12 protein-coding genes are annotated in these 17858 nt (G+C 43.2%); 1 reads left to right on the top strand and 11 read right to left on the bottom strand.

What is annotated here, in order from left to right; genetic code table 11:
* Window positions 1-13: 13 nt before the first annotated feature.
* Window positions 14-1666, top strand: coding sequence for a sensor histidine kinase (locus ACQRD1_RS03305; RefSeq protein WP_427786918.1), 1653 nt, complete (start codon window positions 14-16; stop codon window positions 1664-1666).
* A 40-nt stretch (window positions 1667-1706) separates the two neighbouring features.
* On the opposite strand, the gene ACQRD1_RS03300 is transcribed toward ACQRD1_RS03305, so the two are convergent.
* The 11 genes from ACQRD1_RS03300 to ACQRD1_RS03250 form a co-directional block, all read right to left on the bottom strand.
* The gene (locus ACQRD1_RS03300) at window positions 1707-1889 is read right to left on the bottom strand and encodes a FeoB-associated Cys-rich membrane protein (RefSeq protein ID WP_235231594.1); all 183 of its coding nucleotides are present in this window, start codon (window positions 1887-1889) and stop codon (window positions 1707-1709) included.
* A 35-nt stretch (window positions 1890-1924) separates the two neighbouring features.
* On the bottom strand, window positions 1925-4075 hold the full coding sequence (feoB, locus tag ACQRD1_RS03295; RefSeq protein ID WP_427786917.1) for a ferrous iron transport protein B: 2151 nt from the start codon (window positions 4073-4075) through the stop codon (window positions 1925-1927).
* Between the two features lie 24 nt (window positions 4076-4099).
* A complete protein-coding gene (locus ACQRD1_RS03290) occupies window positions 4100-4321 on the bottom strand; it encodes a FeoA family protein (protein ID WP_235231592.1) in 222 nt (73 codons plus the stop codon).
* 14 nt (window positions 4322-4335) lie between these two features.
* Window positions 4336-4548: a FeoA family protein gene (locus tag ACQRD1_RS03285; RefSeq protein WP_235231591.1), complete on the bottom strand. Its 213-nt coding sequence runs from the start codon at window positions 4546-4548 to the stop codon at window positions 4336-4338.
* Between the two features lie 27 nt (window positions 4549-4575).
* Window positions 4576-4818, bottom strand: a complete 243-nt coding sequence (locus ACQRD1_RS03280) for a Fur family transcriptional regulator (protein WP_235231590.1) — start codon at window positions 4816-4818, stop codon at window positions 4576-4578.
* Window positions 4819-4997: 179 nt separating this feature from the next.
* On the bottom strand, window positions 4998-8624 hold the full coding sequence (rpoC, locus tag ACQRD1_RS03275; protein ID WP_235231589.1) for a DNA-directed RNA polymerase subunit beta': 3627 nt from the start codon (window positions 8622-8624) through the stop codon (window positions 4998-5000).
* A gap of 14 nt (window positions 8625-8638) precedes the next feature.
* Window positions 8639-12508, bottom strand: a complete 3870-nt coding sequence (locus ACQRD1_RS03270; protein WP_235231588.1) for a DNA-directed RNA polymerase subunit beta — start codon at window positions 12506-12508, stop codon at window positions 8639-8641.
* Window positions 12509-12683: 175 nt separating this feature from the next.
* Complete coding sequence (gene ptsP / locus ACQRD1_RS03265) at window positions 12684-14300, bottom strand: phosphoenolpyruvate--protein phosphotransferase (RefSeq protein WP_427786916.1); 1617 nt, start codon at window positions 14298-14300, stop codon at window positions 12684-12686.
* Between the two features lie 25 nt (window positions 14301-14325).
* The gene (locus ACQRD1_RS03260; RefSeq protein WP_235231586.1) at window positions 14326-14583 is read right to left on the bottom strand and encodes an HPr family phosphocarrier protein; all 258 of its coding nucleotides are present in this window, start codon (window positions 14581-14583) and stop codon (window positions 14326-14328) included.
* Window positions 14584-14615: 32 nt separating this feature from the next.
* Complete coding sequence (locus tag ACQRD1_RS03255) at window positions 14616-15464, bottom strand: PRD domain-containing protein (protein WP_427786915.1); 849 nt, start codon at window positions 15462-15464, stop codon at window positions 14616-14618.
* A gap of 25 nt (window positions 15465-15489) precedes the next feature.
* Window positions 15490-17625: a glucose PTS transporter subunit IIA gene (locus ACQRD1_RS03250; RefSeq protein WP_427786914.1), complete on the bottom strand. Its 2136-nt coding sequence runs from the start codon at window positions 17623-17625 to the stop codon at window positions 15490-15492.
* Window positions 17626-17858: the final 233 nt, after the last annotated feature.

The raw sequence follows: 17858 nt of genomic DNA, 5'->3' as shown, positions 1-17858 counted from the left end.
CAGCAGCTATACGATGTTTCAGATGCTAGATGAACAAACTGAGAATTTAAAGGGATATTGCTCTTCAACAATTGAGAATGTCAAGATAAATATTGTTTCCATGACTACCAGCATGAAAAAAACTTCCACTATATTTGCTTCGCAAGAAGAAACCCAGTCTTATCTGTTAAGTGCATCTACAGATACGCATCAATTACAGCGGCAATCATTCTCCACCTTGATCGGCATGGCACACTCCTATACGCCTGGTCTTGTAGATATCATAGTCTGGGACAAGAACTCTCCAACAAGTATGGTCAGTTATATTCCTGCTGATATGGAAGATTTTACGGTTGAACATTTTATGGATGAACAAAGAAACACCGAAAGTTATTTTGAGTTCTATATCCAACCTGTCACAAATACGCCTTATATGATCTATTTCAGCCCAATATATATGACAACTTTTTCAAAAGATTTTGGAAAACATCTTGGTAATATTGCTATTATCTGTAAAACAGATACTTTGAACCAGCTTGTGAACTCGACAACAGATATGTCTCTAAATATCACAGATGACACAACAGGCAATATATTATATTCAAATAGTCCCGAAAGTTCCTTCTCTAAGGCTACAACCCAAGAACTTTTTTATGAAATCGAAAACATACCGAATACGAATCTGTCTGTTACCGGCACCATTTATAATGAGCAATTACATCTATTCAAAGACGAACAATCCGAATTATTGATTGCCTTGGCATTTTTGCTCTTTTTCTGCATCCTTTATCTTTCAATTGCCGTTCACCATATAATTATCAAACCGATTCATCAATTGAACGAAGCAATCGAGTCTACCGATTATATGCAGCACGAACTTCAGCTTCACACAAAACTGAATAATGAGATCGGCTCTATTGCTTCCCATATTAATGCTCTTCTTACAAGAATCGCTTCACTGAATCAAAAAAATATCACTTCGCAGGCCCGGCTTTATGAAATGGAGATCAGTAAAAAGCAGACTCAGATTTATGCCTATCAAAGCCAGATTAATCCACATTTTTTATATAATATGCTTCAATGTATGCGAGGCATCTCTTTAATCCATGGCATACCCGAGGTTGCACAAATATGTACTAATATGGCAGATCTTTTTCGCTACTCTATTAAAGGAGCATTTCTGGTCCCTCTGAATGATGAATTGACAATTATTGATAAATATCTCTATATGATTCAGGTACGGTTTCAAGATCGTATCTCCTACAGTCTGGATATTCATGATGATACAAAGCAATGTCTGATTCCTAAGATGATTCTTCAGCCACTTGTAGAAAATGCTATTTTTCACGGATTGGATTCTATCGAGAACAATGGAATGATTAAGATATCTGCTTACCGTAAAGGCTCAGAACTTTATATTCTTCTGCAAGACAATGGAATTGGATTTGATGAAAATATATTAATAGAATTGAATAAGATACTGACACAAGACGCCCCGGCGGATATCAATGCCTCATTTAATGGATCCGAAGGAATTGGAATTATCAATATTCATAATAAAATTCGATTATATGAAGGAATAGAATATGGAATATCTGTTGAAAGCTCACCGGGAGATACACGTCTTTGTATTCATCTGAATGCTAACCAAACTTTAACTGAACAGACAGATGGAGCAGGATCATAATAATCCTGCTTCATCTGTCTATTCTTAAGATATAATTCACTTATAACTTATCCTTCTCCAGATCTTTCCCCTGGCACTGTCCAGAACAGCCGCTACACCCACAGCCACATCCTCCGCCTGATTTTTTCTTTTTCCACATACTTCTGATAATCAGCGCAACAATTACTAATAATACAGCTCCTACAATTGTTGTTGACACGATACTGCTTACTGCTAATGCCATAGAATCTCCTTCTTTCTATCTAAATAATCCTCTTATTATGCCTTTGCTTTTCTTGCCTTGACGCTGGATATGTTCATATTCAGTGAAGTGCTCTCTTTATACGGTCTGAACAACAGATAGAGGAATCCGATAACTACCAGAACCGCTGCAATCGTTCCAATTCCAACTCCTCCACCAGTGAAGAGAGAGCCAAACTGATAGATACACAATGACACTGCATAAGCAAATACACACTGATATCCGATTGCAAACCAGGTCCATTTTGCACTGTTCATCTCACGCTTGATCGCTCCGATTGCCGCAAAGCAAGGTGCACACAGCAGGTTGAATACCAGGAAGGAATATGCTGCGATCGTTGTCATACTTGCTGCCAGAGTGCCCCAGATCTCAGAACCATCTTCTGCTACTTCAGCGAATCCATAGAGGATACCGAATGTACCCACGACATTTTCCTTTGCTACCAGACCAGTAATTGCCGCAACGGCTGCTTTCCAGTCTCCCCATCCAAGCGGAATGAATATCCATGCAAAGATTTTTCCGATATTTGCCAAAAATCCCTGGCTCAAATCATCTACCATACCAAAGTGTCCGTCTACAATGCCGAAGTTTGAAGTAAACCATACGAAGATCGTAGACAGTAAGATGATGGTACCTGCTTTCTTGATAAATGACCAGCCTCTTTCCCACATGCTTCTAAGGACATTTCCTACAGTTGGAAGATGATATGCAGGAAGCTCCATTACAAACGGTGCCGGATCTCTCGCGAACATCTTTGTCTTCTTCAGAATGATTCCAGAGCAGATAATTGCAGCGATTCCCACAAAATATGCACTTGGCGCAACCCAGGATGCTCCATCAAACAATGCACCTGCAATCAATGCAATAATCGGTAATTTTGCTCCGCACGGGATGAAAGTTGTCGTCATGATCGTCATTCTTCTGTCGCGCTCATTTTCAATTGTACGAGAGGCCATAATTCCAGGAACTCCACATCCGGTACCAATCAGCATTGGGATGAAGGACTTACCGGATAAACCAAATTTACGGAAAATTCTGTCCATGATAAACGCTATACGAGCCATATATCCGCAAGATTCCAGGAATGCCAGGAAGATGAACAATACAAGCATCTGTGGTACGAATCCAAGCACTGCTCCAACCCCGGCTACAATACCATCCAGGATCAATCCCTGCAGCCAGTCTGCACAGTTAATGCTTACAAGGAAGCTTTCGATTGCCGGCGGAATGATCTCACCAAACAGCACATCATTGGTCCAATCCGTCACGAAAGTTCCTACTGTTGTAACGGATACATAATACACAATCCACATAACGACAGCAAAAATAGGAAGTGCAAGCCAACGGTTCGTAACGACTCTGTCAATCTTATCAGATGTCGTCAACTTCTCTTTATTTGCCTTCTTCAGACAGTCACCTATCACAGAAGATATGTATGCATAACGCTCATTTGTAATGATACTTTCTGCATCATCGTCAAATGCTTTCTCAGCTGCTGCAACAATATTTTCAACATCAGGCGCCTGTTTTAACTGTTCCTGAATCTTGTCATCACGCTCAAAAAGTTTGATCGCATAGAAACGCTTCTGCTCTTCCGGCACATTCGTCAGCACGGTTTCAATCTCATCTAACACGGATTCTACTTCCGCTGCAAATTCATGGACTGGTGCAGATGCTTTCTTTTCTGCAAGTTTTACTGCTTTCGCTGCGGCTTCTTTTACACCTTCTCCTTTTAAAGCAGATATGCTTACAATTTCACATCCCAGTTTTTCAGAAAGCTCCTTCGTGTTGATCTGGTCACCAGATTTTTTCACCACATCCATCATATTGATTGCCATCACTACTGGAATTCCAAGCTCCATCAACTGTGTAGTCAGATATAAATTACGTTCCAGGTTGGTTCCATCTACAATGTTTAATATCACATCCGGGCGTTCTGTAATCAGATAGTTTCTTGCCACTACTTCTTCCAGTGTATACGGTGACAGGGAATATATTCCCGGCAGATCCATGACGGTGACATCTTTGTTATCCCTTAACTTACCTTCTTTTTTCTCTACGGTTACTCCTGGCCAATTACCCACAAACTGATTAGAGCCTGTAAGTGCATTAAATAATGTTGTTTTTCCACTGTTCGGATTACCGGCAAGTGCAATTCTTACTCCCATTTTCATTCCTCCTGTACGACTCATCTATTCTACTTCAATCATCTCTGCGTCTGCTTTTCTAAGGGAAAGTTCATATCCTCGAACAGTCACCTCCACCGGATCCCCCAATGGCGCAACCTTTCTGACATAAATTCCTGTTCCTTTTGTGATTCCCATATCCATGATCCTGCGTCTTGTTGCTCCTTCACCATGCAGTTTCACGACCTTTACGTTCTGGTCACATTTCACATCTCTTAATGTCTGCATCCTCTCTTCTCCTCCTATATCATAATCTTATTCGCAATCCCTTTACTTACCGCAACTCTGGAGTCCTTTACCTGAACGATTATGTTGCCTCCATTACTCGACACAATCTTCACCTGTTCCCCTGTCACAAATCCCAGATTTTCCAGAAATTTTTTCACTTCGTCATGTCCGCCGATTCTTTTAATCGAAGCGGTTTCGCCTGAACCTAACATTGTCAGTGGCATCATAATCACTCCTTCTTCCTTATTTGGCTCTTATATCCGCACTACCATTTCTTTATGAATCAGTTCCATATCCTCCAGCAATTGTATTGTCCGATAGACGGTAGCAATACCCACCTTGTCATCAATTTTCTTTGCGGCGAAATATATCTCTTTGCAGGAGGAACATTCGTTTGCCAAAATAATACGAAGCAACATCTTTCTCTGATCTGTAATTCGATAACCTTTTTCTTTCAACTGGCTGATTACTTCTTCAACCTTTTCTTCCTGGCTCATATTTCATCCCTCTTGATTTGATACTGATTATCATTTACATTGGAATTATATTCTTATTGATACCGATTGTCAATATTGTTAACGATAAGATTTATCAATAACGAAATAGGATCGGTATTTGGCTCATCGATATTCCACAAAAAAAGCGAGAAACCTTATGGCTTCTCGCTTTTTATCTTTTATTCTTCTACGAAATCAATCATTTCTTCCATATCATCCATGTCTTCATCTAACATGATTTCATCATCCATGGACATCTCTGTATCGAGCTTGATATCGCGATATTTTCTCATACCTGTACCAGCCGGGATATGCTTACCGATGATTACGTTCTCCTTCAGACCAACCAGCGGATCGATCTTACCCTTAATTGCTGCCTCTGTCAGTACCTTCGTTGTTTCCTGGAAGGATGCAGCTGACAGGAAGGAGTTCGTTGCAAGTGATGCTTTTGTAATACCAAGCATAATCTGCTCTCCTGTTGCCGGCTCTTTACCTTCTGCAATTAATGCCGCGTTCACATCTTCAAATTCCAGTCTATCTACATTAGTTCCTGGCAGGAATTCTGTATCACCAGCTTCTTCCACACGAACCTTCTTCAGCATCTGACGTACAATGACCTCGATATGCTTATCGTTAATATCAACACCCTGCAGACGGTATACACGCTGCACTTCCTGAATCATGTAATCCTGTACAGCTCTCAGACCCTTGATCTTAAGGATATCATGTGGGTTCACACTACCTTCCGTCAATTCATCTCCGGCCTCTAACTCTACACCATCCTGAATCTTGATTCTTGATCCGTAAGGAATCAAGTATGCTTTTGACTCTCCGGTCTCGTTATTGGTTACAATAATTTCACGTTTCTTCTTTGTATCATTAATGGTGGCTCTTCCTGCAAATTCTGTGATGATTGCAAGACCCTTCGGCTTTCTTGCCTCGAAAAGCTCTTCGACACGAGGAAGACCCTGTGTGATATCATCACCGGCTACACCACCCGTATGGAATGTACGCATGGTCAACTGTGTACCAGGCTCACCGATAGACTGTGCCGCAATAATACCTACTGCTTCACCAACCTGCACCGGCTCACCGGTTGCCATGTTAGCACCGTAACATTTTGCACAAACACCATTGTGAGATCTACAGGTCAGAATCGTACGGATCTTGATCTTCTTCAGTGGTTCCCCGTTCTCATCCACACCTTTCTTCATGATCAGCTCTGCACGCTTTGGTGTTACCATATGGTTCGCTTTTACAAGAATGTTGCCATCTTTATCTACGATATTTTCACACAGATAACGTCCGGTAATACGCTCCTGTAAGCTTTCAATCTCTTCATTACCATCCATGAACGCTTTTACATACATTCCTGGAATCTCAGCACCCTTTTCCACACAATCCATTTCGTGAATGATCAGTTCCTGTGATACGTCAACCAGACGTCTGGTCAAGTATCCGGAATCGGCGGTACGAAGCGCTGTATCGGACAGACCTTTACGAGCACCATGAGCAGACATGAAGTACTCCAATACATCCAGACCTTCACGGAAGTTTGACTTAATAGGCAACTCAATGGTACGACCGGTTGTATCAGCCATCAGACCACGCATACCGGCCAGCTGTTTGATCTGCTTGTCAGAACCACGGGCTCCGGAATCGGCCATCATGAAGATATTGTTGTATTTATCAAGTCCAGACAACAGTGCTTCTGTAAGAGCATCATCCGTTGCCTTCCATGTCTCAACAACTTCTTTGTAACGTTCCTCTTCTGTGATCAGACCACGCTTGAAGTTCTTTGTGATCTTATCCACGGTATCCTGTGCCTTCTGAATCATCTCTGGCTTCTGCGGAGGTACCGTCATATCTGAGATAGATACGGTCATAGCCGCTCTGGTGGAATATTTGTAACCGATGGATTTTACTGCATCCAGAACTTCTGCGGTTGCAGTGGATCCATGGGTGTTAATAACTTTTTCAAGGATCTGTTTTAACTGCTTCTTACCTACGTGGAAATCAATCTCCAGCAGTAATTCATTGCCTTCTACTTCACGGTCTACAAATCCAAGATCCTGAGGAATGATTTCGTTAAAGATAAATCTTCCCAGTGTAGATTCAATGGTTCCTGTCTTCACAGTTCCATCTGGCATTGTCTTAGATACACGTACTTTGATACGTGAGTGAAGCGTCAGGGCATCATTTTCATAAGCAAGGATTGCTTCATTCACACTCTTAAATGCTTTTCCTTCTCCTTTTGCCCCAGGTCTTTCCTGTGTCAGATAATAGATACCAAGTACCATATCCTGTGAAGGAACGGCAACCGGTCCACCATCAGATGGTTTCAACAGGTTGTTTGGTGACAGCAGTAAGAAACGGCATTCTGCCTGTGCTTCTACAGATAACGGAAGATGGACAGCCATCTGGTCTCCGTCGAAGTCGGCATTGTATGCAGTACATACCAATGGATGAAGCTTAATCGCCTTACCTTCTACAAGGATTGGCTCGAATGCCTGAATACCAAGTCTGTGCAGTGTGGGGGCACGGTTCAGCATAACCGGATGTTCTTTGATAACATCTTCCAGTACATCCCACACCTCTGGCTGTACTCTTTCTACCATCTTCTTGGCATTCTTAATGTTATGAGCAGTTCCGTTCTGAACCAGTTCTTTCATGACGAATGGTTTGAACAGCTCAATTGCCATTTCTTTTGGAAGACCACACTGATAAATCTTCAGTTCTGGTCCTACGACGATAACAGAACGTCCAGAATAGTCAACACGTTTACCCAAAAGGTTCTGACGGAAACGTCCGGACTTACCTTTCAGCATGTCTGACAAGGACTTCAGAGCTCTGTTACCAGGTCCTGTAACCGGACGTCCACGACGTCCGTTATCGATCAGAGCATCTACAGCTTCCTGCAGCATTCTCTTCTCATTTCTAACGATAATATCTGGTGCGCCTAATTCAAGCAGGCGTTTCAGACGGTTATTTCTATTAATAATTCTACGGTACAGATCATTCAGGTCAGAGGTAGCGAAACGTCCGCCATCCAGCTGAACCATTGGTCTAAGATCTGGTGGGATGACCGGAATTGCTGTCATGATCATCCACTCCGGCTTATTTCCAGACTCACGGAAAGCTTCTACGACCTCCAGACGTTTTACGATTCTTGCACGCTTCTGTCCAGTTGCACCTTTCAGTCCTTCAGATAATTCTTTGTATTCCTTATCCAGGTCAATTGCTTCCAGGAGCTCTTTGATGGATTCCGCACCCATACCTACACGGAATGCACTGCCCCATTTTTCTCTCGCTTCCTGATATTCCTGCTCAGACAACACCTGTTTATACTGAAGATCTGTCTCCCCTTTATCTAATACGATATAAGAAGCAAAATACAGTACCTTCTCCAAAGTTCTCGGAGACAGGTCAAGAATCAGACCCATACGGCTTGGAATTCCTTTGAAGTACCAGATGTGTGATACCGGAGCAGCAAGGGCGATATGCCCCATACGCTCACGACGCACACTTGCTTTGGTGACCTCAACACCACAGCGGTCGCAGACTACACCTTTATAGCGGATCTTCTTATACTTACCACAGTGGCATTCCCAGTCTTTGCTAGGTCCAAATATTCTTTCACAGAATAAGCCGTCTTTTTCTGGCTTTAAGGTTCTATAATTAATTGTCTCAGGCTTTGTAACTTCTCCCCTTGACCATTCCAGAATCTTCTCAGGCGATGCCAAACCGATTTTGATTGCATCAAAAGTCATTGGCTGATATGTTTGTTCCTTATTGTTTTCTGGCATACTGGCACCCCTTCCTATTCATTATCTGACATATCGTCATATCCATAGTCATCAGTTTCTTCAAATTCCATATCGAAGTCATCATCTTCAGGCTCTTCTTCCACATCTACCAGTTCTTCACCCTGGAATTCCTGTTCTGTGTAACCATGTGCCCCAAGATCATCATCCTGATGGTACCTTCTGTCTCCTTCAATTAATGAGCGGAAATCAGTTTCACCCATATCGGCAGTTTCCATGATCTCTACTTCTGTATTGTCATCACGCAGTACACGTACATCCAATCCAAGAGACTGTAATTCTTTCAACAATACCTTGAAGGATTCTGGAATTCCTGGCTCTGGGATATTCTCACCCTTAATGATTGCCTCGTAAGTCTTCACACGGCCGACAACATCATCTGACTTCACAGTCAGGATTTCCTGCAATGTGTAAGATGCACCATAGGCCTCCAGTGCCCATACCTCCATCTCACCGAAACGCTGTCCACCGAACTGTGCCTTACCACCTAACGGCTGCTGTGTAACCAGTGAGTAAGGACCGGTTGAACGTGCATGGATCTTATCATCAACCAGGTGATGCAGTTTCAGATAATGCATGTGTCCGATAGTTACCGGGCTGTCAAAATATTCTCCGGTTCTTCCGTCACGCAGACGAACCTTTCCATCTCTGGAAATCGGAACACCTTTCCATAATTTTCTGTGATCTCTATTGTCGGACAGATACTGAAGCACTTCTGGAAGCAATTCTTCCTTATGCTTTGCCTCGAACTCTTCCCAGCTTAAATTTACATAATCATTTGCCAGGTCAAGTGTATCCATAATATCATTTTCATCTGCACCATCAAATACCGGTGTTGCAATGTTAAATCCTAATGCTTTTGCTGCCAGAGACAGGTGGATCTCCAATACCTGTCCGATATTCATACGTGAAGGCACACCCAATGGGTTCAGCACGATATCCAGAGGACGTCCGTTTGGCAAAAACGGCATATCCTCTACAGGGAGTACTCGGGAAACGACACCCTTGTTACCATGACGTCCGGCCATCTTATCACCAACAGAGATCTTTCTCTTCTGTGCAATATAGATACGAACAGACTGGTTCACTCCCGGAGACAGTTCGTCACCATTATCTCTTGTAAATACCTTTGCATCAACAACGATACCATATTCTCCGTGTGGCACTTTCAGGGAAGTGTCTCTTACTTCACGTGCTTTTTCACCGAAGATTGCGCGGAGCAGTCTCTCTTCTGCAGTCAGTTCTGTCTCTCCCTTCGGAGTTACTTTACCAACCAGAATATCTCCGGCACGTACTTCTGCACCAATACGGATGATACCTCTCTCATCCAGATTCTTCAGGGCATCATCACCAACACCCGGAATGTCTCGAGTGATCTCTTCTGGTCCCAACTTGGTATCACGTGCTTCTGCTTCATATTCTTCAATGTGGATAGATGTATAGACATCTTCCTGTACTAATCTTTCACTTAATAATACCGCATCCTCGTAATTATAACCTTCCCAGGTCATGAATCCGATCAGAGGGTTCTTACCAAGAGCCATCTCACCATTAGATGTAGATGGTCCGTCAGCAATTACATCACCGGCTTCTACCCGTTCACCCTTGAATACAATCGGTCTCTGGTTATAACAGTTGCTCTGGTTACTTCTGAGGAACTTGGTTAATTTATACTTCTTAAGACTTCCATCGTCCTGACGAACGGTGATCTCTGTAGAAGTAGAGCGTTCTACAACGCCGCCTGCTTCTGCAACAACACATACACCGGAGTCAACCGCAGACTTCTCTTCCATACCGGTACCTACAACTGGTGCTTCTGTCATCATAAGAGGCACTGCCTGACGCTGCATGTTGGATCCCATCAGCGCACGGTTCGCATCATCATTTTCCAGGAAAGGAATCAATGCTGTAGCAACAGAGAACACCATCTTTGGAGATACGTCCATGTAATCGAACATTCTTCTTTCATATTCCTGTGTCTCTTCACGGTAACGACCGGATACATTCTTATGGATGAAATGTCCTTCTGCATCTAACGGCTCGTTGGCCTGTGCTACATGATAGTTATCTTCTTCATCAGCTGTCATATAGACAACTTCTTCTGTTACGACCGGATTGGCCGGATCATCATGATTAATCTTACGATATGGTGCCTCAATAAATCCGTACTGGTTGATTCTCGCATAGCAGGCAAGAGAGTTGATCAGACCAATGTTCGGACCTTCAGGTGTCTCAATCGGGCACATTCTTCCATAATGTGAATAGTGAACGTCTCGAACCTCGAATCCGGCACGGTCTCTTGACAGACCACCTGGACCAAGAGCAGACAGACGTCTCTTATGGGTCAACTCACCCAGTGGGTTGTTCTGATCCATGAACTGTGACAACTGAGAAGAACCAAAGAACTCCTTCACAGCAGCTGTAACAGGCTTAATATTGATCAGTGACTGTGGTGAGATACCTTCCAGATCCTGGGTTGTCATTCTTTCACGGACAACTCTTTCCAGTCTGGAAAGACCTATTCTGTACTGATTCTGTAACAACTCACCTACGGAACGGATACGTCTGTTGCCAAGGTGGTCGATATCGTCATCATTTCCAAGACCATATTCCAGATGAATATTGTAGTTGATAGATGCCAGGATATCTTCTTTTGTGATATGCTTTGGAATCAGATCATGGATATCTCTCTTAATCGCATCTTTCAGCTCATCAACATCACCGGCGGTCTCTTCCAAGATACCTGCCAGAACCGGATAATATACCTGTTCGGTAACTCCGACTTCCTTCGGATCAATATCTACGATTGCTGCAAGATCAACCATCATATTAGAAAGAACCTTAATATTTCTCTCTTCTTCCGGTCTTTCGATCCATACATATGGAATGGCTGCATTCTGAATCTGATCTGCCAGTTCTCTGGTAATCTTAGTTCCGGCTTCTGCAATTACTTCTCCTGTAATTGGACTCACAGCATCCTCTGCCAGCACCTGACCAGAGATACGGTTCTTAAGAGCCAGCTTTTTATTGAATTTATATCTTCCTACTTTTGCAAGGTCATAACGTCTAGGATCAAAGAACATACTGGTAATCAGACTCTCTGCACTGTCCACTGCCAACGGTTCGCCTGGACGGATCTTCTTATATAATTCCAGAAGACCTTCCTGATAGTTTGTAGCCGCATCCTTCTCAAAACTTGCAAGGATCTTCGGCTCCTCTCCAAAGAGTTCAACAATCTCTGGATTTGTACCAATTCCCAGCGCACGAATCAACACGGTGATCGGTACTTTTCTTGTTCTATCTACACGTACATAAAAAACGTCATTGGAATCCGTCTCATACTCCAGCCATGCACCACGGTTCGGGATAACAGTAGATGAATACAGTTTCTTACCTACTTTATCATGTGCAATTGCATAATAGATACCTGGGGAACGCACTAACTGGCTTACGATAACACGTTCTGCTCCATTAATTACAAACGTACCTGTACTGGTCATCAACGGCAGATCTCCCATGAAGATTTCATGCTCGTTGATTTCGTCTGTCTCTTTGTTATGAAGTCTTACTCTTACTTTTAATGGTGCCGCGTAAGTCGCATCACGCTCTTTACACTCTTCGATTGTGTACTTCACGTCTTTTTCACACAAAGTGAAATCAACAAATTCCAGGCTTAAATGACCACTGTAATCAGTAATCGGGGAAATATCATCAAATACTTCATTCAACCCTTCATCCAGGAACCACTGATAGGAATCCTTCTGGACTTCGATCAAGTTAGGCATCTGAAGAACTTCTTTTTGTCTGGAATAACTCATGCGTGAACTTTTTCCACTTTTGATAGGACGAATTCTGTTTTTCTCCATATTGACGTTTCACTCCTCATTTATATTTTAACTAGATTCCGAACGATATCACGGTATAACTTTCCACAATAGCGCATTTTTTACTATATCATAAACTTTTCGAGCTTGTCAATCACTTTTTTTATTTTTTCAAAAAAGGGGCGGAGGTTTTTAAAAACCCCGCCCCTCCTCCCTGCTACAGACGTATCTGCCGGATTAATTTACGGATCGGTAATACGAATGATGGTGATACGGACAGTTCATCGATTCCCATCTTCAGGAACGTCTCTGTCAATGTCATATCTGCGCCAAGTTCTCCGCAGATACCTACCCAGCAGCCATGCTGGTGTCCATTATCTATGGTTGTCTGAATCATACGAAGCACTGCCGGATGGTGTGCATCGTAGATATTATCAAGTTTCATATTCTGGCGGTCGATCGCAAGTGTGTATTGTGTCAGATCGTTCGTTCCGATACTGAAGAAGTCAACTTCCTGTGCCAGCAGATCACTGATCATGACCGCTGCCGGCGTCTCTATCATAATCCCCTGCTCAACTTCTCCGTAACGAATTTCTTTTGCATCCAGTTCTTGCTTAATCTCTTCTACAATCGCCTTGATCTGCCTCACTTCATCGACGGAGATAATCATCGGATACATAATTGCAATATTGCCATATGCGCTTGCACGAAGAAGGGCTCGCAGCTGAGTCTTGAATATTTCCGGTCGATCCAGACAGATGCGGATCGCACGATAGCCCATAGCCGGATTCTCTTCTTCTTCCATATGGAAGTAATCCACTTGTTTATCCGCACCGATATCAAGCGTCCGGACAATCACTTTTTTGCCCGCCATATTTTCTGCAACCGTCTTATATGCCTGGAACTGTGCCTCTTCATCCGGATAATCGTCAGCTTCCAGATACAAAAACTCACTTCGAAATAGGCCGATACCGGCCGCATCATTGGCCAACACCCCAGCAACATCCTTCACACTTCCAATGTTCGCATACAGACGAATCTTCTTTCCATCCAGGGTTACATCTTCTTTTCCCCGGAGCTTCTCTAACAATTCTCTGGCTTCCAGATCTTCTCTTTGCTTCTGCTGCATCTTTGTAAGCACTTCTTCTTCCGGCTCAATGTATAGTTTTCCTTCATAGCCATCCACTACTGCCAGTTTTCCATTCCAGTCTTCCTGAATCTCTACTCCGATCAGCGCCGGGATATTCATGGTTCTTGCAAGAATTGCCGTGTGCGAATTAGAAGAACCATAGCGGGTAACGAATGCCAACAGCTTCTCCTTGTCCATCTGCACCGTCTCACTTGGTGCCAGGTCATCCGCCACAACGATGACAGGTTCTGCTCCCAGATCCCCACCATCATTTCTCCCACTCAGGACATTCACAAGCCGTTCGGATATATCCTTGACATCCACTGCTCTGGCTTTAAAATAATCATCATCCATCTCTGCAAACATTGCAGCAAAGTTATCCCCAGTCGTCGCAACCGCGAATTCTGCATTGACCTGCTGTGTTTCGATGATATTTACTATAGAATCTACATAGTCATCATCTTCCAGCATCATGGCATGAACCTCGAAGACAGCTGCATTGACCTCTCCTACCTCTTTGACTGCTTTCTCATACAGAACATTCAGCTGTGCGATCGCTTCTTCCCGTGCCGCTTCATATCTCCGGAGCTCTGCTGCAGTATCCTGGATCTTCTCTCTCTTTACGGACTGTTCTCCCTTCTGGTAGAAGAAGAGCTTGCCTATGGCAATGCCTTTCAATATTGATTTTCCCTGATAAACTTCCATCTCTGCTACCTCTGGTCTTTTCTGATTATAAGTTTGCCCTGAAAAATGCTTCCATTGCTGCGCATGCCTCTTCTTCATCTGCGCCGTTAACTTCTACAGTGACTTCTTCGCCACATTTTACCCCCATGCCCATCAACATCATCAGTTTTCTGACATCGGCCTGCTTGTCTCCTTTTTTGATCATAATCTGTGATTCATATTTCTTTGCTTCTTTTACCAACATTCCTGCCGGTCTTGCATGGATTCCCACTTCATCTGTAATAACGTAATTAAATGTCTTCATAATTTTAATCTCCTTTTTGTTTTTATTCTTTCCTATTTATTATCAGAACTTTCTCGTTCATCACTTGTTACTCTTTCAATATGCATAGCCAGATATCCAATCTCTACTTCACTTAGATTACACTTCAGACTTTTTCCAACCCGCTCGCAGATAACCTTCGCTGTCCGGAAAGCCTGTGGAAACTTAATTCCCATGTAATCATTCATGTTCACCTTAAGCTGCTCTCCACTGATTGCCCTTGCAACCATATATCGTATATGATTCATCAGACGATTGTAAGACAGCGACATGACATCGATTGGCCTTCCAATCTCTTCTTCCACCAGCGAAATACATTCCCGGACTGCGCGAGCCATCTGCATAGCCTGCGACACTTTCTCATCTTCAATCGCCGAATGAATATGAAGTGCAATGTAGCCCACCTCATCTTCATCGATCCGAAGATTCATTTTTCTTGCCAGGATCGGTGCAATACAGCTTGCAGCCTTGAATTCCATATGGAACAGAATTCGGATATCTTCCGTTAACGGATTGCTGATCTGCTCACCGTTTTTCATTCTCTTTATTGCAAACTCAATGTGGTCTGCCATGGGGAAAAGTATACTTCTGTCAATCTTTCCAAATATTTTCTCTGCCTCATCCAGAACCTCATTCGCAATCTCCAGACACTCCGGCGAGATCTCTTTCACCAGTTCACGTGCATCTCCACGGTCTGTGGATGCCTGAAGAGAATAGATGGCATCTTCTTCTCTTGCCTCCACTCTTTCACTCACCTTTTTCCCAAAACCGATTCCCTTGCCCATGATAAGATATTCTTGATGATTCTCGGTCTGAATTCCTATGATCGTGTTATGATTCAACACCTTTTTTATCCTGTACATACTTTTCCCCACTCACACTTTCTCTTTATTCGCAGAAGTCCACTGCAAAAAGCGGTTCACCCGCCTGAATTTCGCCTTCCTTCAACAGGCGGATCTTCTGATTTTCCTCCAGTTCCGTACAAAGTACCGGTGATGCCATAGATGGTGCATTTGCCTGCAGGTAATCCAGATCCATCTTAAGCATCGGCTCACCCTTTTTCACCTTTTGTCCGTTCTCGACTAACACTTCAAATCCATTTCCTTCTAATTTAACGGTATCAATTCCCATATGAATCAGAAGACCAATTCCAGAATCTGTCTGGAATCCAATCGCATGCTTCGTCTCGAATACAAAACACACCTCTCCGTCTTCCGGTGCGCACACATATGCATCCTTCGGTGTCACAACCGCACCATCGCCCATCATTCTTCCGGCAAAAGCCTCATCCGGTGCTGTCCCAAGATCAGCTGCAACACCCGTTACCGGGCTGGAGATAGTGATCGTCGTCACAACTTTCTGTTCTTTTTCTTCATTCTGGTTCTCTTTTACCGTCTCTTCCTGAACATCAGCCACATATTCTTCATCTGGTGCTGTCTCAAGATAATCTTCCAGATTAGACTTAATAACTGTAACTCTCGGTCCATAGATAATCTGTACTCCGTTTCCTTTATGAACGACTCCAGACGCTCCTGTTGATTTCAAGAGCGCATCATTCACCAGTTCCGCTTTATAGACCGTACAGCGAAGTCGGGTAGCACAACAGTCCACATCTGAGATATTTTTCTTGCCTCCAAGGCCCTGACAAATTGTCTGTGACAATTCATCCACAGTAGTTCCTGCCGCTGAACCTTCCCCTTTCTTTCTTGCTTCCACATCACTTCTTCGATATAACTTCACTTCTTCACTGTCATCTCTTCCCGGTGTTTTTAGATCCAACTTTCGAATCAGAAAACCAAAGAGGAAGTAATATACAATAAAGTATCCAATTCCCACGATTACGATCCATATCCAATTGGTCTTTGCATTCCCCTGTAGAATACCGAACAAGAACATATCAATCAGTCCGCCCGAAAATGTCATTCCCACTCCGACATTAAAGACATGCATCAACATATACGCAAGTCCTGCAAACACACAGTGAATTCCATATAGAAGAGGTGCTACGAACAGGAAGGTGAATTCCAATGGTTCCGTAATTCCTGTCAACATGGATGTCAATGCTGCCGACAGCAGAAGGCCGCCTACTTCTTTGCGCTTTTCCGGTTTCGCTGTTTTGTACATCGCCAAAGCTGCTCCTGGAAGTCCAAAGATCATAAGTGGGAACTTACCAGACATAAATCTTGTCGCAGACACTGCAAAGTGCTCTACCGCAGGATCTGCAAGCTGTGCAAAGAAAATGTTCTGTGCACCCTCAATCGTCTGTCCTGCAACTTCTAGTGTGCCGCCTAATGCCGTCTGCCAGAACGGAAGATAGAACACATGGTGCAGACCGAACGGAATCAACAGACGTTCCATCAATCCGTAGACCCAGGTTCCAAAATACCCAGAATTCAATACCACATCACCGATTGCGTAGATTCCGCTCTGCACAACAGGCCATATAAAATACATTGCGATACCAACTCCAGTGTACACCAAAGAACACACGATCGGAACAAATCTTGTACCGCCGAAGAACGAAAGAACCTGCGGCAATTCAATCTTGTAATAACGATTGTGGAGAGCTGCCACTCCAAGTCCTACGAGCATACCTCCGAACACTCCCATCTGAAGAGATGTAATTCCACATACAGATGTTGTCGCTCCATTCAGCAAGGTCTCTGCTCCGCCGCCAATCTCAATCATCGCACCAATGGATGCATGCATGATGAAGAAAGCGATAACAGCCGCAAGAGCAGCAACTTCCTTCTCTTTCTTCGCCATACCAATCGCCACACCCATGGCAAATATAATCGGAAGATTCGTAAAAACAATATTTCCCGCATCCTTCATAACCAGAAAAATGGCGTTAAATACGGTTCCCTCACCCAGGATTCCGTCCAATCCATATGTTGCGAGCATCGTTGCGTTACTGAAGGAACCACCGATTCCCAGTAACAGTCCGGCTACAGGCAGGATAGCAATCGGGAGCATAAAGGATCTTCCCACGCGCTGCAGCACACCAAAAATTTTGTCTTTCATCTTTTTTCTCCTTTTCCTTTTTGCGTTCAGACATCTATGTGCATCAGTAAGAGAGTAGATTCCATAAAAAATGGTATAAAAAAAGGCACTAACACACATAAATATCTTTTACATTTATGTATAGTTAATGCCTCGTTTTTCAAAAAAACAAGTAACATGCTATCACTGATTATTAAATTATCATTTGAAATTGGGTTTGTCAAGCCATTTTTCTGATTTTACAACACTTCTTC

The sequence above is a fragment of the Bariatricus sp. SGI.019 genome (genome assembly GCF_050315235.1).
GTDB lineage: Bacteria > Bacillota > Clostridia > Lachnospirales > Lachnospiraceae > JAFBIX01.
The sequence above is the reverse complement of the archived record's forward strand: the minus strand, read 5'-3'. Positions and strand labels throughout refer to the sequence as shown.